The sequence below is a fragment of the Aquitalea magnusonii genome, from assembly GCF_002217795.2.
GTDB classification, from domain to species: Bacteria; Pseudomonadota; Gammaproteobacteria; order Burkholderiales; family Chromobacteriaceae; genus Aquitalea; species Aquitalea magnusonii_B.
Map to the genome: position 1 here is coordinate 1,415,777 of NZ_AP018823.1, position 15,389 is coordinate 1,431,165.

The following is a 15,389-nucleotide window of genomic DNA, read 5'->3' on the forward strand; positions in this document are numbered from 1 at the left end:
TTCCTTGGCTGGATAGGGTAGTGTCACATCACGGCGCTGACGAAGTTTTGCAGCTCCGGGGTTTGCGGCCGGGAGAACAAATCGGCCGGGTGGCCTGCTTCGTGAATCTTGCCCTGATGCATGAACACCACGTGGTTGCTGACATCGCGGGCAAAGCGCATTTCATGGGTGACCATGATCAGCGTCATGCCTTCCTGCGCCAGTTGCCGCACCACGGCCAGCACTTCGTTGACCAGTTCCGGGTCCAGTGCCGAGGTGATTTCGTCGCACAGCAGCACCTGGGGTTTCATCGCCAGCGCCCGGGCAATGGCCACGCGCTGTTGCTGGCCACCGGAGAGCTGGTCCGGCCAGGCGTCAAACTTGTCGGCCAGGCCCACCTTGCTCAGCAGGGCGTGGGCCTCTTCGCGCAGGACATGGGGCGATTCGCCCTTGACCACGCGCGGCGACATCATGATGTTTTCGCCCACGGTGAGATGCGGAAACAGATTGAACTGCTGGAACACCATGCCCACTTGCAGACGCAATTGCTGCAAGGCCTTGGCATCGCGGCTGCCAATGGTCTGGCCGGCCAGGGAGATGCTGCCCTGGTCAAAGCTTTCCAGGCCGTTGATGGTGCGTAGCAAGGTGCTCTTGCCCGAGCCGCTGCGGCCGATGAGGGTGACCACATCGCCTTGCCTTACCGTCAGGTCCACGCCTTTCAGTACATGGTTGGGGCCGTAATGCTTGTGCAGGCCGGTAATGTTAACGAGCGACATGGAGTGTCCTTTCCAGGTGACGCGAATACAGCGAAAGCGGGTAGCACAGCAGGAAGTAGCCTGCGGCCACCAGTCCGTAAATCAGGAAGGGTTCAAAGGTGGCATTGGCCAGCATGCCGCCGGTTTTGGTGAGTTCGACAAAGCCGATGATGGAGGCAACGGAAGTGCCCTTCACCACCTGCACCAGGAAACCCACGGTGGGCGCAATGGCCATGCGCAGCGCTTGCGGCAGGATGACATGGCGCATTTGCTGGTAGCGGTTGAGCGCCAGCGCGGCCGACCCTTCCCATTGGGCGTTGGGAATGGCATTGACGCAGCCGCGCCAGATTTCGGCCAGGTAGGCGCTGGTGTACAGGGTGAGCCCCAGTGCCGCAGCCAGCCAGGGCGGAATTTCCACCCCGCCCAGCGACAGGCCGAAAAACACGATGAACAGCTGCATCAACAGCGGCGTGCCCTGGAATACCTCGATAAAGGTTTTGGCCAGCCACACCAGTGCCGGACGATGCGCCAGGCGTAATGCCAGAATGATCAGCCCGCCTAAGCTGCCCAGCACGAAAGCCGTCAGCGACAGGATGGCCGTCCACTGCAGGCCATGGAGCAGGGCCAGCAGGATGTCGCCCAGAGTGAAATCGTTCATGGTCGTCCCCGTTTCAACAGCCGTCCGCCACCGCGCAGCAGGGTCTGGCGCAGCAGTAGCGCCAGCGCCAGATACAGCCCGGCAGTGACAAAATAGGTTTCAAAGGCGCGGAAATTGCGCGACTGGATCAGGCTGGCGGCATAGCTCAACTCTTCGGTGGAAATCTGCGCGCACACCGCCGAGCCCAGCATCACGATCACTACCTGGCTGGTCATGGCCGGCCACACCCGCAACAGCGCCGGGCGCAGCACCACGTGCAGGAAAATCTGCCAGCGCTTGAGGGCCAGCGCCTGGGCGGCTTCGATCTGCCCCTTGGGCGTGGCCTCGATGCCGGAGCGGATGATTTCCACCGCATAGGCACCCAGATTGATCACCATGGCCAGCATGGCCGCACTGTCCGGCGCAATGTCGATGCCGAGGGTGGGCAGGCCGAAGAACAGGAAAAACAACTGCACCAGAAACGGCGTGTTGCGGAACATTTCCACATACACGGCAAACAGGGTGTTGAACGGGCGTAACTGCCAGGCGCGGCACACTGCGCCAACAATGCCGATCAGCAAGCCGGCAACACAGGCCACTGCGGTCAGCTCCACGGTGCGGGCCAGGCCTGCGGCCAGTTCCGGCGCCTCTCTGGCCACGGCCAGAAAGTCAAACTGATAACTCATCACCATTCTCCCGAGTGGGCAGGAAGGGGGCAGCCCGCCAGCCACATGCTGTGGCGCGGCCTGCTGCCACAGGCTGGCTTACAGCAGTGCGCTGGCCAGCGGTGTCTTCAGCCATTTGAGCGAGATGCGGTTCAGCTCGCCATCCTTCTTGGCCTTGTTGATGATCTGGTTCACCTGTTCCAGCAGTTGCGGATCGTCCTTGTTCACCCCCACGTAACATGGCGAGTTCTTGATCAGGAATTTCTGCTCCAGCCGGCGCGGGCGCTTGCTTTGTGCATTGATGGTGGCAGCTACCACATTGCCGGTGGCCACTACTTGCACCTGGCCGGCCAGATAGGCGGCAATGGTGGCGTTATTGTCTTCAAAGCGCTTGAGGTTGGCGCTGGCCGGAATCACCTTGCTCAGTTCCAGGTCCTCGATAGAGCCGCGCGTCACACCCACTGTCTTGCCAGCCAGCCCTTCGGGCTTGTCCAGCGTCATATCCTTAGGGCCGAACACGCCATTGAAGAAAGGCGCGTAGGCAACGGAAAAACTGATGACCTTTTCCCGCTCCGGGTTCTTGCCCAGGCTGGAAATCAGCAGGTCCGCCTTGCCGGTGGTGAGGTAGGCAATGCGGTTGGCACTGCTGACCGGCACCAGCTCCACTTTCACTTTCAGCTCGCGGCCAATCAGTTCGGCCGTGTCGATGTCGTAGCCTTGCGGTTTCATGTCCGGGCCGGTGGAACCAAACGGCGGGAAGTCCGCCGGAATGGCAATCTTGATGATGCCTGCCTGTTTGATGCTGGCCAGGCGTTCGGCTTTGGCCGGCAAGGCCCACAGGCTGCCCAGCAGGCTGGCGGCCAACAGGCCGCGGATGAAGGTGCGACGATGCATGATGATTTCTCCAGGGAATAGACGGGGTGTTGGCGTGGCTTACAGCGAGTCCATCTGCAGTCCCACTCTGGCGGCGGCATTGCGCAAATGGTTGAGCATTCCCAGGTGGGCTTCTGCTGGATTGCCCTGGGTAATGGCGTTGGTGATCACTTGATGCTCGTGGGCGGTTTCCCAGATATGCAGGTGGTCGGCAAAGGGCAGCCGCAGGCTGTGGCCGATGGGGGCCGACAGCGAACGCGCCACCTGGTGGAACAGGGCATTGCCGGACAGGCGGGCCACTTGCAGATGAAATTCCAGGTCGGCTTCTGCGGCGGCGATCAGGTCCTGGTTTTTCAGCGCGTCTTCCAGCGTGGACTGGATCTGCCACAGCAAGGCCTTGCCCTCCGGCGTGATATGGCGCGCCGCCAGCGCTGCCGCCGCCGGTTCCAGCACCATGCGGAACTCGAAAGTGGCTTGCGGGCTGGCCGCAAACGGCCCTGCCGGAATGTCCTTGTGCTGGCGCACCTGGCCGGTAGTCACCAGCACGCCCTTGCCCGGCTGCGATTTCACCAGTCCCAGTGCTTCCAGCATGGAAATGGCCTCACGCAGCGAGGCGCGGCTCACGCCCATGGCTTCGGCCAGTTCACGCTGGCCCGGCAGGTTTTCCCCGGCGCGGTAGTGGCCATCCTGCAGTTTTCTTTGCAAGGCCTGGGCAATTTGTTGTGGGACGTTCATGTTGTGCTCTCTGGTGGTCCGTCTGGTCTGTCCGGTCAGACCAGTTGCTGAGCCAGTTAACGCAAAGACTGTGCCAGCCGGTTTATTTGTCGGTAAAAGCCAGTAATGGCGGGCTATGGCGGTATATGGCCGGGAATGTGCGCGGCCAGATGTCCATGGTGTTGCACCGAAGCGAGGCAGTGCTGCACTGAAATGGATACGCACCGGCTTTCGGCCTGCCGCGGAGGCCAGCGGGCCGCTGCGCTGCCTTCACCGCACGGCTCAGTTACGTCAAGTGACGTATTTGGGGGGTGTCGGATTGCAGTTATCTTGATGACGCAGCGCAACATCAATAGCACATCATCAGGGGAATCTCATGGCATCTACTCGTCGCACTTTTCTGAAGTCCGCTCCGCTGGTTCTGGCCGCCGCCGGCCTGCTGTCCATGCCGGCCTTTGCCGCCGACACCATCAAGGTGGGGGTGTTGCACTCCCTGTCCGGCACCATGGCCATTTCGGAAACTTCGCTCAAGGACATGGCGCTGTTTGCCATCGACCAGATCAATGCCAAGGGCGGCGTGCTGGGCAAGAAGCTGGAACCGGTGGTGGTGGACCCGGCCTCCAATTGGCCGCTGTTTGCCGAAAAGGCGCGTCAGCTCTTGAGCAAGGACAAGGTGGCGGTGACCTTCGGCTGTTGGACTTCGGTATCACGCAAATCGGTGCTGCCGGTGTACGAGGAGCTGAACGGCCTGCTGTTCTACCCGGTGCAGTACGAGGGTGAGGAAATGTCGCCCAATGTGTTCTACACCGGTGCTGCGCCCAACCAGCAGGCCATTCCGGCGGTGGAATACCTGATGAGCAAGGAGGGCGGCGCTGCCAAGCGCTTCTTCCTGCTGGGGACCGACTATGTCTACCCGCGCACCACCAACAAGATCCTGCGGGCCTTCCTGCACAGCAAGGGCGTGAAGGACGAGAACATCCAGGAGATGTACACCCCCTTCGGCCATAGCGATTACCAGACCATCGTCGGCAACATCAAGAAATTCGCTGCCGGTGGCAAGACGGCGGTCATCTCCACCATCAATGGCGACTCCAACGTGCCCTTCTACAAGGAACTGGGCAATCAGGGCCTGAAAGCCACCGACGTGCCGGTGGTGGCCTTCTCGGTGGGTGAGGAAGAACTCAAGGGCATCGACACCAAGCCGCTGGTGGGCCATCTGGCCGCCTGGAACTACTTCATGAGCGTGAAGAACCCGGTGAACAGCAAGTGGATTGCCGACTACCGCGCCTGGGCCAAGAAGAAGGGCCTGGCCAATGCCGACAAGCTGGTGACCAACGACCCGATGGAAGCCACTTATGTGGGCATCAATATGTGGGCCGAGGCGGTGAAGAAAGCCGGCACCACCGATGTCGCTGCCGTCACCAAGGCCATGGCCGGCATCAAGTTTGCCGCCCCGTCCGGTTTCACGCTGGAAATGGACCCGAAAAACCATCACCTGCACAAGCCGGTGATGATTGGCGAAATCCAGCCCAACGGTCAGTTCTCGGTGGTGTGGAAAACCAAGACCCCGATCCGCGCCCAGCCGTGGAGCCCCTTCATTCCGGGCAATGACAAGAAGCCCGACACCCCGGTGAAGAGCAAGTAACAGCGGCTGACAACATCCCTGCTGCGCCTGTTTCTCAGCCGCTCTGGTTGCTTGTTTCAGGCACAGCACGGGACGACGCACGCCCTTGCCCGCTGCTGCCCTGTCCGGGTGGTGGCGGGCATATCCTGTAAGGAAAGCACCATGCAATTGTTCAAACCCCTGTTCCTGCGGCTGTCCCTGCTCTTGCTAATGTCATTGTGCAGTGGTCTGGTGGCCGCCAGCCCGCTGTCCGAGCTGGCACATGCCGACCCGGCCGACCGTGCCGGGCTGATCACCCAGTGGACGGTGCAGGCCGACGGCCCGCGCCGTCAGGCGGTTGCCGCACTGGAAGAGGGCAGGCTGTTTACCAGTGCCGATGGCAATCATGTGTTGTTGCAAGGCGCTGACGGCAAGCTCAGCGATGTGGACAGCGGCCAGCCGGTGGCTGGCGATGCCGCCAGTCTGGATGCACTGCCGGTCAACAACAGCGTGCGCAGCGCGCTGGAGGCGTTTCATGCCGCTGGTGATCTGGCCGACCCGGACCGCAGCAAGCGCCTTAGCGCCATTCAGGCCTTGCAGGACAGTGCCAACCCCGGCCTGCTGCCCTTGCTGCTGAGCCGGCAGCAACAGGAACAGGACAGCCAGGTCAGACAGGCCCTGCACATGGCCAGCGCCCGCCTGCAACTGGCCAGCCCGGATGCCGCACAGCGGCTGAGTGCCATCCACACCCTGGCCGACAGTGCCGACCCGGCCACCCTCAGCCTGCTGGCCCCGCTGACGGTTGCCGCCAGCGAGCCGGAAGCCAGCGTGCGCGCCGCCGCCAGCCAGGCCATGGCCGACATCAAGGCCAGCCAGTGGCGTTACAACATGCTGGGTTATGCCTTCAGCGGCATCAGCCTGGGCTCGGTACTGCTGCTGGCCGCCCTGGGGCTGGCCATTACCTATGGCCTGTTGGGCGTCATCAATATGGCGCATGGCGAAATGCTGATGATTGGCGCCTATGCCAGCTATGTGGTGCAGAACCTGTTCCGCAGCTGGTGGCCGGGCGCTTTCGATGCCTATCTGCTGGCCGCGCTGCCGGTGGCCTTTGCTGTCACCTTTGTCATCGGCATGGCGCTGGAGCGGCTGATCATCCGCCATCTGTATGGCCGTCCGCTGGAAACCCTGCTGGCCACCTGGGGCATCAGCCTGATGCTGATCCAGGCGGTGCGCATGCTGTTTGGCGCGCAGAACGTGGAAGTGGCCAACCCGTCCTGGCTGTCCGGTGGCTGGGAAATCACCCCGGCGCTCACCCTGCCGTACAACCGGCTGGCCATCATTGCCTTTGTCGCGGGCGTGTTGCTGCTGACCTGGCTGCTGCTCAACAAGACGCGGCTGGGCCTGTTCGTGCGTGCCGTCACGCAAAACCGCCGCATGGCCGACAGCGTGGGGGTGCCCACCGGCAAGGTGGACATGCTGGCCTTCGGTCTGGGTTCCGGCATTGCCGGGCTGGGCGGCGTGGCCTTGAGCCAGATCGGCAACGTCGGCCCGGAGCTGGGCCAGGGCTATATCGTGGACAGCTTCATGGTGGTGGTGCTGGGCGGGGTAGGCCAACTGGCCGGGACCGTCACCGGGGCCATGGGCCTTGGCATCGTCAACAAGATTCTGGAACCGTCGCTGGGGGCGGTGCTGGGCAAGATCCTCATCCTCGGCTTCATCATCCTGTTCATCCAGAAACGTCCACAAGGCCTGTTTGCCCTCAAGGGCCGGGTACTGGACTAGGAGAGACCATCATGCAAACCGCACTTTCCCTGCGGCTGGCCACCCGTCTGGGGCCGCAGCCGCTGAAACTGGCAGCTGCCGCGGCACTGGCCGTGCTGCTGGCCATGCCGGCCCTGCATTTATGGACGGACCCGGCCAGCAGCCTGCATGTATCGGCCTATACCCTCACCCTGGTGGGCAAGATCCTGTGCTATGCCATCGTGGCGCTGGCCATGGACCTGGTGTGGGGCTATACCGGTCTGCTCAGCCTGGGCCACGGCCTGTTCTTTGCCCTGGGTGGCTACGGCATGGGCATGTACCTGATGCGTGCCATCGGCCATGACGGCAATTACCAGAGCGACCTGCCGGACTTCATGGTGTTTCTGGACTGGAAAACCCTGCCCTGGTTCTGGCAGGGCAGCGAGCATCTGGCCTGGGCGCTGTGTCTGGCGGTGGGTGTGCCGGGGCTGCTGGCGCTGGTATTCGGCTGGCTGGCTTTCCGTTCGCGCATCAAGGGCGTGTACTTTTCCATCATGACCCAGGCGCTCACCTATGCTGCCATGTTGCTGTTTTTCCGCAATGAAACCGGCTTTGGCGGCAATAACGGCTTTACCGACTTCAAGCGCATCCTCGGCTACGGCATGGCCGCGCCCGGCACGCGCGCCACGCTGTTCCTGCTGACTGTGCTGTTGTTGATCGCTGCGCTGGCCGCCGGTTTCTGGCTGGTCAACAGCAAGTTCGGCCGCATCCTCACCGCCATTCGCGATGCCGAGTCGCGGCTGATGTTCTGCGGCTACAACCCGCTGTATTACAAGCTGTTCATCTGGGTGGCGTCCGCCATGTTGTGCGGCCTGGCCGGGGCGCTGTATGTGCCGCAGGTGGGCATCATCAATCCGGGGGAAATGTCACCGGCCAACTCCATCGAAATTGCCATCTGGGTGGCAGTGGGCGGGCGTGGCAGCCTGATCGGCCCGGTGCTGGGCGCTGGTTTCATCAATGCGGCCAAGAGCTGGTTTACCGTGGCCTTTCCCGAATACTGGCTGTTTTTCCTGGGTGGGCTGTTCATTGCCACCACGCTGTTTCTGCCGCGCGGCCTGCTGGGCCTCTTGCGCCGTCACAAGGAGAAGGCATGATGCCCGTCACTACTTCGCAAGCGCTACAGCGGGAAAGCTGGGATGGCGATACCCCGGCCAGCGGCCGCCTGTTGCAGCCGGGGGTGGATGTCACCCACGGCCAGATTCTGTATCTGGATGACATCAGCGTCAGCTTTGACGGTTTCCGTGCGCTCAACCGCTTATCACTGTCCATTGCCGTGGGCGAGCTGCGCTGCATCATCGGCCCCAACGGCGCAGGCAAGACCACCATGATGGACGTGATTACCGGCAAGACCCGTGCCGACAGCGGTTCGGCCTTTTTCGGTCAGACCATCAATCTGGCCCAGCATTCCGAGGCGGAAATCGCCCAGCTCGGTATAGGACGCAAGTTCCAGAAACCCACGGTGTTCGAGGCGATGACGGTGCAGGAAAACCTGGAACTGGCGCTGGCCGGGCCGCGCTCGGTATGGGCCAGTCTGCGCGCCCGCCTCTCCGGGCAGCAGCGGGACCGGATCGACGAATTGCTGACGCTGATTCGCCTGGGTGAGCAGCGGGCGCGGCTGGCCGGTCTGCTGTCGCATGGCCAGAAGCAGTGGCTGGAAATCGGCATGCTGCTGGCGCAGGAACCGCAGCTATTGCTGCTGGACGAGCCGGTAGCCGGCATGACCGATGCCGAAACCGAAAAGACCGCCGAGCTGCTGCTCACCCTCAAGGGCCGCCATTCGCTGATGGTGGTGGAACACGATATGGATTTCATCGCCAGCATTGCCGGCAAGGTGACGGTGCTGGCCGAGGGGGCGGTTCTGGCCGAGGGCAGCCTGCAGCAAGTGCAGGCGGATGAACGGGTGATCGAAGTGTATCTGGGGCGCTGACATGCTGGACATACAAGAACTGGACCAATACTACGGCGGCAGCCACATTCTGCGCCGCGTCAGCCTGCAAGCCGAAATCGGCCAGGTGACCTGTCTGCTCGGCCGCAATGGCGTGGGCAAATCCACCTTGCTGCGCTGCCTGATGGGGCAGCTGCCGGCCAAAAGCGGCAGCATACGCTGGCAGGGTGAGGACATCAGCCGCTGCGCGCCGCACCAGCGCGTGGCGCGTGGCATTGCCTATGTGCCGCAAGGGCGGGAAATCTTTGGCCGGCTGACGGTGGAAGAAAACCTGCGCATGGGGCTGGCCCGCTTTGGCGGCAAGGCCGGGCGCGAGATTCCGGCCTCGGTGTACGAGATGTTCCCGGTGCTGTACGACATGCGCCAGCGCCGCGGCGGCGACCTGTCCGGCGGCCAGCAGCAGCAACTGGCCATTGGCCGGGCGCTGGTCAGCCAGCCATCGCTGCTGGTGCTGGACGAACCCACCGAGGGCATCCAGCCCTCCATCATCAAGCAGATTGGCGAAGTCATCCGCAATCTGGCGGCGCGGCGCGACATGGCCATCCTGCTGGTGGAACAGTACTACGACTTTGCCGAAGCACTGGCCGATCGCTATCTGGTGATGTCACGCGGCGAGGTGATCCGCAGCGGGCAGGGCAGCCAGATGGCCAGCGATGGCGTGCGCGAACTGCTGGCCATATAAGGACAGAGCCCGGCACGCAAATTGCTGGTTCACCCCCATTCGCATAGCCGGTTGACTGCTGATGAACATGAACGAGCTGGTATCTGCCAGCCCCTTGCCGAGCGGACTGATGGCCGGTTGGCCGGCTGCACTGGAATTGGGCTATGCCGTGGTGCAAGGCCGCACCGTGCCGGTGCATCGACGTCACCAGGGGCCGCTGCGGGTGCAGAAACACTTTATCGATGGCCACGGCCAGTGCCAGCACATTGTGGTGCATCCGCCCGGCGGCATGGCCGGCGGGGACAGATTGACGCTGGATATCGATCTGGCCGCCGGCAGCCAGGTACTGCTCACCAGCCCCGGCGCGGCCAAGTGGTATGACGGTTTTGGCCGTGCCTCCTCCCAGCAGCTACGGGTGGAGCAGCAGCCGGGCAGCCTGCTGGAATGGCTGCCGCAGGAAACCATTCTGTATGCCGGCAGCGTGGTGGCGCTGGACAACCGCTTTCAGTTGCAGGGCGATGCCCGCCTGCTGAGCGGCGAGGTGATGTGCCTGGGCCGACCGGCCAGTGCCGAGCGCTTTGATCGCGGCTGTTGGCAGCAAGGCAGCGAGGTATGGCGCGACGACAAACTGCTGTGGTGTGAACACAGCCATGTACCCGGAGACAGCCCCTTGCTGGCGTCGCCGGTGGGCATGGGCGGCCACAGCGTGCTGGCCAGCTTGCTGTGGGCCGGCCCGGCACTACCACCCGAACTGCATCAGGCCTGTCTGGCGCTGCCCTGCGCCGGACGTGCCGCCGCCAGCCAGTTGCCCGGCCTCTGGCTGGCCCGCTTCATTGGCGACAGTGCCGAAGCCGCCCATCACTGGCTGCGTGCCTGTCGCGACCTGATCTATCCCTTCAGCCACGGACGCGCAGCCAGCCAGCCGCGCATCTGGGCAAGCTGACAAGAAAGCGCATTCATGGAACTGACCCCCCGCGAAAAAGACAAGCTGCTGATCTTCACCGCCGGACTGGTGGCCGAACGCCGTCTGGCGCGCGGCCTGCAGCTGAATTACCCCGAGGCCGTGGCCTATATCAGCGCCGCCATTCTGGAAGGCGCGCGCGATGGCCGCAGCGTGGCGGAGCTGATGCACTACGGCACCACGCTGCTTAGCCGCGAGCAGGTGATGGACGGCGTGCCGGAGATGATTCCGGACATCCAGGTGGAGGCCACCTTTCCCGATGGCACCAAGCTGGTCACTGTGCACCAGCCCATTGTCTGAACCTCATTCTGCCCACAGGAGACGCAGATGATTCCAGGAGAAATCCGCGTGCGGGACGGCGAGATCACACTCAATGCCGACCGCGACACCATCAGCCTGGTGGTGGCCAATCGCGGCGATAGGCCGATACAGGTCGGCTCGCATTACCACTTTGCCGAAGCCAACGACGCACTGCGGTTCGACCGCGCTGCCGCACGTGGTTTCCGGCTGAATATCGCCCCCGGTACGGCGGTGCGTTTCGAGCCGGGCCAGACCCGGACGGTAGAACTGGTGGCGCTGGATGGCGCACGCCGCGTATTCGGCTTTCAGGGCCGGGTGATGGGGGACTTATGAAAATCAGCAGACAGGCCTATGCCGAAATGTTCGGCCCCACCACGGGCGATGCAGTGCGACTGGCCGATACCGGCCTGTGGGCACAGGTGGAGCGTGACTTCACCGTTTATGGCGAAGAAGTGAAGTTTGGCGGTGGCAAGGTAATCCGCGACGGCATGGGCCAGGGTCAGTGCGTGGCTGCCGAGGTGGCGGATACCGTGATTACCAATGCGCTGATCATCGACCACTGGGGCATCGTCAAGGCTGATATCGGCCTGAAAGCGGGCCGCATCGCCGCCATCGGCAAGGCGGGCAACCCGGACATCCAGCCCGGTGTGGACATCCTGATCGGTGCGGCCACCGAAATCATTGCCGGTGAAGGCATGCTGGTGACAGCGGGCGGCATCGACAGCCATATCCATTTCATCTGCCCGCAGCAGATTGAAGAAGCACTGGCCGCGGGCATCACCACCATGATTGGTGGCGGCACCGGCCCGGCCACCGGCACCAATGCCACCACCTGCACGCCGGGGCCGTGGCATATGGCCAGCATGCTCAAGGCGGCAGAAGGCTTTGCCATGAACCTGGGTTTTACCGGCAAGGGCAATGCCAGCCTGCCGGAAGCACTGCGCGAACAGGTGCGCGCCGGGGCCATCGGCCTGAAGCTGCATGAGGACTGGGGCAGCACCCCGGCCGCCATCGACAACTGCCTGAGCGTGGCGGACGAGATGGATGTGCAGGTGGCCATACACACCGACACGCTGAACGAATCCGGCTTTGTCGAAGCCACGCTGGCGGCGTTCAAGGGCCGCACCATCCACACCTATCACACCGAGGGTGCCGGTGGCGGCCACGCGCCGGACATCATCAAGGCCTGCGGCTTTGCCAATGTGCTGCCCAGCTCCACCAATCCCACGCGGCCCTTCACCGTCAATACCATCGACGAGCACCTGGACATGCTGATGGTGTGCCATCACCTGGACCCGGCCATTGCCGAGGATGTGGCTTTTGCCGAAAGCCGTATCCGGCGCGAAACCATTGCCGCCGAAGACATCCTGCATGATCTGGGCGCGTTTGCCATGATGTCCTCCGACAGTCAGGCCATGGGCCGGGTGGGGGAGACCATCCTGCGGTGCTGGCAAACCGCCGACAAGATGAAACAGCAGCGCGGCCCGCTGGCCGGTGATGGCGAGGGCTGCGACAACGCCCGCATCAAGCGCTATATCGCCAAGTACACCATCAACCCGGCCATCACCCACGGCATCAGCCATGAGGTGGGCAGCATCGAAGTGGGCAAGCTGGCCGACCTGGTGCTGTGGAAGCCGATGTTCTTTGGCGTCAAGCCTTCGCTCATCCTCAAGGGCGGCATCATCGCCATGGCCGCCATGGGCGATGCCAATGCCAGCATTCCCACCCCGCAGCCGGTACACAGCCGCCCGATGTTCGGCAGCTTTGGCAAGGCCATTGCCGATGGCAGCGTCACCTTTGTTTCCCAGGCTGCGCTGGATGCCGGCATCGGCCAGGCGCTGGGCCTGAGCAAGCGACTGGTGGCAGTGCAGGGCTGCCGCAGCGTGCAGAAGACCGACCTGATCCACAACGACTACCTGCCGCAGATTGAAGTGGACCCGCAAAACTATCAGGTAAAAGCCGACGGTCAACTGCTGTGGTGCGAACCGGCCGCGGTGCTGCCCATGGCCCAGCGTTATTTCCTGTTCTGAAGATGGAGAAATCAGGGCATGGAAAGGCGTGTTTCTTCGGATGGAAAACCAGAAAGCGAGACAGGAATATGCTGGTTGTCACACAACGTTTATCGCAGGCCGCCGGCTGGGAGGCCGAGCTGCTGTTGACTTTTGAATTGCGTAGCAAAACCCGGCTGCGCACCCGCGCCAGCAATGGCGAAGAGGTTGGCCTGTTCCTGCCGGCAGGCGCACCGCTGGCCGATGGCCAGTTGCTGCAGGCCGAGGACGGGCGGGTGTTGCGCGTGGTGGCGGCGGACGAGCCGCTGCTGCATGTGCGCTGCGCCAATGCACAGGAGCTGTGCCGCGCCGCCTACCATCTGGGCAATCGCCACGTGCATCTACAAGTGGGCGATGGCTGGCTGCGGCTGCTGGACGACTATGTGCTGGAACAAATGCTGCAGCAGTTGGGGGCGGAGGTAAGCCGCCTGTTTGCGCCGTTCAATCCGGAAAGCGGTGCCTACGGCGGCGGGCATCATCATTCGCACGGCAAGGATGCGGCCTTCCAGTACGCGCCCAAGCTGCATCTGTTTGGCCAGCCGGCATGACGGCATTGCTGCCGCTGTTGCAACTGTTGCGCCTGGCCAGTCCGGGCCTGCCGATTGGCGGTTTCAGCTATTCGCAGGGGCTGGAAAGCGCGCTGGAGCTGGGCCTGGTCCACGATGCCGCCAGCGCCCGCCAGTGGCTGGGCGATGCCTTGCAAGGCCCGGTCTGCCAGTTTGACGCCGCCTTGCTGGTGCAAGCCATACGAATGGTGGCCGCTGCTGACGCGCAGGGTTTGGCCCGGCTCAATCAGCGCTATCTGGCCAGCCGTGACTGCCGCGAACAGCAGCAGGAAACCCTGCAGATGGGCTACTCGCTGCGCCAGTTGCTGGCCGGTCTGCCGGAAGGCCAGGCCATGGGCTGGCCTGTCAGCTTGCTGGACGAGGACATCTGCCTGCCGGTGGCCTGGGCCATGGCGGCGCAGGTGCTGGGCATTGCCGAGCGCGAGGCGCTGACCGCCCTGTTGTGGAGCTGGCTGGAAAACCAGGTGATGGTGCTGCTCAAGGCCATGCCCATGGGGCAGAGCGCCGGTCAGCAACTGCTGTCTGCGCTGTTGCCGCTGCTGGCCAGTGCGGTGGAGCGCGCCATCAGCCTGCCTGCCGAACAACACAGCAATTTTGCCCCCGGCCTGATGTGGGCGGCCATGAGGCATGAAACCCAATACAGCAGGCTGTTCCGATCATGAGTCGGTGGATTCGCTGCTTTGCCGCCCCGCTGCGGCAGCACGGCCTCAGCCCCGCGTTTTAGCATTCTGACAAGCCTCACACCATGCAAATCATCATTGATGAACTGAGCGACCCGCGCGTGCATGCGCTGCTGCAGGAACATCTGGCCGGCATGTATGCCAACTCGCCAGCGGCAAGCGTACACGCACTGGACCTGACCGGGCTGCAAGCCCCTGATATCACCTTCTGGACCGCGTGGGAGGGGGAGGTGCTGCTGGGCTGTGGCGCGCTCAAGCAGCTTGAGCCCGCGCATGGCGAAATCAAATCCATGCGCACCGCCGCCGCCCATCTGCGCAAGGGCGTGGCGCAGCGTATGCTGGCGCACATTCTGCACACCGCGCAGCAACGCGGCTATCAGCGGCTCAGCCTGGAAACCGGCAGCAGCGCGGCATTTCTGCCTGCGCTGGCCTTGTATGAAAGCTTTGGTTTTAGCCGCTGCGGGCCGTTTGCCCATTACCGTGAAGATCCGTTCAGTATCTTCATGAGTAAACAACTCCAGACTGAATCCCCATCTGCCACCGTATTACCTCAGTACAAAGGACATCCAGCATGAAACAGACCGCACTTCGCGTGGGCATTGGCGGGCCGGTCGGCTCGGGCAAGACCCACCTCACCTGGGCGCTGTGCAGCGCCCTGCGCGATATCTACAACGTGGCCGTGGTGACCAACGATATCTATACCCAGGAAGACGCGCAGTTTCTGGTGAAGAACGAGGCGCTGGCACCAGACCGCATCATCGGCGTGGAAACCGGCGGCTGCCCGCATACCGCCATCCGCGAGGATGCGTCGATCAATCTGGAAGCGGTGGCGCGGTTGAATGCGCGCCATCCGGGACTGGACGTGATCTTTATCGAAAGCGGCGGCGACAATCTGGCCGCCACCTTCAGCCCCGAGCTGTCCGACCTCACCATCTATGTGATCGATGTGTCCGCCGGCGACAAGATTCCGCGCAAGGGCGGGCCGGGTATTTGCAAGTCGGACCTGTTGGTGATCAACAAGATCGACCTGGCACCGCTGGTGGGCGCGTCGCTGGAGGTGATGGAGCGTGATGCGCGCAAGATGCGCGGCGAGCGGCCGTTTGTGTTTAGTAATCTGAAAAGCGGGCAGGGCTTGGCCGACATCATCGCCATCATCGAGGAAAAGGGCATGCTCAAACTGTGAGCCGAAGCCGCCGCCCATC

General features: G+C 63.0%; 17 protein-coding genes and 1 pseudogene. 13 read left to right on the plus strand and 5 right to left on the minus strand.

Annotated features, from left to right (window positions below; genetic code table 11):
* Positions 1-23: 23 nt before the first annotated feature.
* The 5 genes from DLM_RS06905 to DLM_RS06925 form a co-directional block, all read right to left on the minus strand.
* Positions 24-755, minus strand: coding sequence for an amino acid ABC transporter ATP-binding protein (locus tag DLM_RS06905; protein ID WP_089084774.1), 732 nt, complete (start codon positions 753-755; stop codon positions 24-26).
* Positions 742-1,392: an amino acid ABC transporter permease gene (locus tag DLM_RS06910; protein WP_089084775.1), complete on the minus strand. Its 651-nt coding sequence runs from the start codon at positions 1,390-1,392 to the stop codon at positions 742-744. The genes DLM_RS06905 and DLM_RS06910 overlap by 14 nt, the downstream gene beginning before the upstream one ends.
* Positions 1,389-2,057, minus strand: coding sequence for an amino acid ABC transporter permease (locus DLM_RS06915; protein WP_089084861.1), 669 nt, complete (start codon positions 2,055-2,057; stop codon positions 1,389-1,391). The genes DLM_RS06910 and DLM_RS06915 overlap by 4 nt, the downstream gene beginning before the upstream one ends.
* Positions 2,058-2,135: 78 nt before the next feature.
* On the minus strand, positions 2,136-2,930 hold the full coding sequence (locus DLM_RS06920) for a transporter substrate-binding domain-containing protein (protein ID WP_089084776.1): 795 nt from the start codon (positions 2,928-2,930) through the stop codon (positions 2,136-2,138).
* A 39-nt stretch (positions 2,931-2,969) separates the two neighbouring features.
* Positions 2,970-3,644, minus strand: a complete 675-nt coding sequence (locus tag DLM_RS06925; protein ID WP_089084777.1) for a FadR/GntR family transcriptional regulator — start codon at positions 3,642-3,644, stop codon at positions 2,970-2,972.
* Between the two features lie 436 nt (positions 3,645-4,080).
* On the opposite strand from DLM_RS06925, the pseudogene urtA reads away from it, so the two are divergent.
* The 13 genes and pseudogenes from urtA to ureG all read left to right on the plus strand — a co-directional run.
* Positions 4,081-5,268 (plus strand): annotated as a pseudogene (gene urtA / locus DLM_RS06930) (urea ABC transporter substrate-binding protein); the annotation flags it as partial.
* Between the two features lie 141 nt (positions 5,269-5,409).
* Positions 5,410-7,008: an urea ABC transporter permease subunit UrtB gene (gene urtB, locus DLM_RS06935; RefSeq protein ID WP_167467053.1), complete on the plus strand. Its 1,599-nt coding sequence runs from the start codon at positions 5,410-5,412 to the stop codon at positions 7,006-7,008.
* 11 nt (positions 7,009-7,019) lie between these two features.
* On the plus strand, positions 7,020-8,120 hold the full coding sequence (gene urtC / locus DLM_RS06940; protein WP_089084779.1) for an urea ABC transporter permease subunit UrtC: 1,101 nt from the start codon (positions 7,020-7,022) through the stop codon (positions 8,118-8,120).
* On the plus strand, positions 8,117-8,953 hold the full coding sequence (gene urtD, locus DLM_RS06945) for an urea ABC transporter ATP-binding protein UrtD (RefSeq protein ID WP_089084780.1): 837 nt from the start codon (positions 8,117-8,119) through the stop codon (positions 8,951-8,953). The genes urtC and urtD overlap by 4 nt, the downstream gene beginning before the upstream one ends.
* A 1-nt stretch (position 8,954) precedes the next feature.
* Positions 8,955-9,653 (plus strand): urea ABC transporter ATP-binding subunit UrtE, encoded by a 699-nt coding sequence (gene urtE / locus DLM_RS06950; RefSeq protein ID WP_089084781.1) that lies wholly within the window; start codon positions 8,955-8,957, stop codon positions 9,651-9,653.
* A gap of 67 nt (positions 9,654-9,720) precedes the next feature.
* Positions 9,721-10,575 (plus strand): urease accessory protein UreD, encoded by an 855-nt coding sequence (locus tag DLM_RS06955; RefSeq protein WP_089084863.1) that lies wholly within the window; start codon positions 9,721-9,723, stop codon positions 10,573-10,575.
* Positions 10,576-10,590: 15 nt separating this feature from the next.
* Positions 10,591-10,893 (plus strand): urease subunit gamma, encoded by a 303-nt coding sequence (gene ureA, locus DLM_RS06960; RefSeq protein ID WP_089084782.1) that lies wholly within the window; start codon positions 10,591-10,593, stop codon positions 10,891-10,893.
* 27 nt (positions 10,894-10,920) lie between these two features.
* On the plus strand, positions 10,921-11,226 hold the full coding sequence (locus DLM_RS06965; protein ID WP_089084783.1) for an urease subunit beta: 306 nt from the start codon (positions 10,921-10,923) through the stop codon (positions 11,224-11,226).
* A complete protein-coding gene (gene ureC, locus DLM_RS06970; protein ID WP_089084784.1) occupies positions 11,223-12,923 on the plus strand; it encodes an urease subunit alpha in 1,701 nt (566 codons plus the stop codon). Before DLM_RS06965 ends, ureC begins: the two co-directional genes overlap by 4 nt.
* 68 nt (positions 12,924-12,991) lie before the next feature.
* Positions 12,992-13,489 carry an urease accessory protein UreE gene (ureE, locus tag DLM_RS06975; RefSeq protein WP_089084785.1) on the plus strand — a complete coding sequence of 166 codons (498 nt, stop codon included), beginning with the start codon at positions 12,992-12,994 and terminating at the stop codon, positions 13,487-13,489.
* Positions 13,486-14,169, plus strand: coding sequence for an urease accessory protein UreF (locus tag DLM_RS06980; protein ID WP_089084786.1), 684 nt, complete (start codon positions 13,486-13,488; stop codon positions 14,167-14,169). The genes ureE and DLM_RS06980 overlap by 4 nt, the downstream gene beginning before the upstream one ends.
* A gap of 83 nt (positions 14,170-14,252) precedes the next feature.
* Positions 14,253-14,762 (plus strand): GNAT family N-acetyltransferase, encoded by a 510-nt coding sequence (locus DLM_RS06985; RefSeq protein ID WP_089084787.1) that lies wholly within the window; start codon positions 14,253-14,255, stop codon positions 14,760-14,762.
* The gene (gene ureG, locus DLM_RS06990; protein ID WP_089084788.1) at positions 14,759-15,370 is read left to right on the plus strand and encodes an urease accessory protein UreG; all 612 of its coding nucleotides are present in this window, start codon (positions 14,759-14,761) and stop codon (positions 15,368-15,370) included. The genes DLM_RS06985 and ureG overlap by 4 nt, the downstream gene beginning before the upstream one ends.
* The last annotated feature ends 19 nt before the right edge of the window (positions 15,371-15,389 follow it).

What these genes read in the sequence shown, in the direction of transcription:
- DLM_RS06905 (WP_089084774.1), bottom strand. Translation starts at nt 755, where the DNA reads ATGTCGCTCGTTAACATTACCGGCCTGCACAAGCATTACGGCCCCAAC.
- DLM_RS06910 (WP_089084775.1), bottom strand. Translation starts at nt 1,392, where the DNA reads ATGAACGATTTCACTCTGGGCGACATCCTGCTGGCCCTGCTCCATGGC.
- DLM_RS06915 (WP_089084861.1), bottom strand. Translation starts at nt 2,057, where the DNA reads ATGAGTTATCAGTTTGACTTTCTGGCCGTGGCCAGAGAGGCGCCGGAA.
- DLM_RS06920 (WP_089084776.1), bottom strand. Translation starts at nt 2,930, where the DNA reads ATGCATCGTCGCACCTTCATCCGCGGCCTGTTGGCCGCCAGCCTGCTG.
- DLM_RS06925 (WP_089084777.1), bottom strand. Translation starts at nt 3,644, where the DNA reads ATGAACGTCCCACAACAAATTGCCCAGGCCTTGCAAAGAAAACTGCAG.
- urtB (WP_167467053.1), top strand. Translation starts at nt 5,410, where the DNA reads ATGCAATTGTTCAAACCCCTGTTCCTGCGGCTGTCCCTGCTCTTGCTA.
- urtC (WP_089084779.1), top strand. Translation starts at nt 7,020, where the DNA reads ATGCAAACCGCACTTTCCCTGCGGCTGGCCACCCGTCTGGGGCCGCAG.
- urtD (WP_089084780.1), top strand. Translation starts at nt 8,117, where the DNA reads ATGATGCCCGTCACTACTTCGCAAGCGCTACAGCGGGAAAGCTGGGAT.
- urtE (WP_089084781.1), top strand. Translation starts at nt 8,955, where the DNA reads ATGCTGGACATACAAGAACTGGACCAATACTACGGCGGCAGCCACATT.
- DLM_RS06955 (WP_089084863.1), top strand. Translation starts at nt 9,721, where the DNA reads ATGAACGAGCTGGTATCTGCCAGCCCCTTGCCGAGCGGACTGATGGCC.
- ureA (WP_089084782.1), top strand. Translation starts at nt 10,591, where the DNA reads ATGGAACTGACCCCCCGCGAAAAAGACAAGCTGCTGATCTTCACCGCC.
- DLM_RS06965 (WP_089084783.1), top strand. Translation starts at nt 10,921, where the DNA reads ATGATTCCAGGAGAAATCCGCGTGCGGGACGGCGAGATCACACTCAAT.
- ureC (WP_089084784.1), top strand. Translation starts at nt 11,223, where the DNA reads ATGAAAATCAGCAGACAGGCCTATGCCGAAATGTTCGGCCCCACCACG.
- ureE (WP_089084785.1), top strand. Translation starts at nt 12,992, where the DNA reads ATGCTGGTTGTCACACAACGTTTATCGCAGGCCGCCGGCTGGGAGGCC.
- DLM_RS06980 (WP_089084786.1), top strand. Translation starts at nt 13,486, where the DNA reads ATGACGGCATTGCTGCCGCTGTTGCAACTGTTGCGCCTGGCCAGTCCG.
- DLM_RS06985 (WP_089084787.1), top strand. Translation starts at nt 14,253, where the DNA reads ATGCAAATCATCATTGATGAACTGAGCGACCCGCGCGTGCATGCGCTG.
- ureG (WP_089084788.1), top strand. Translation starts at nt 14,759, where the DNA reads ATGAAACAGACCGCACTTCGCGTGGGCATTGGCGGGCCGGTCGGCTCG.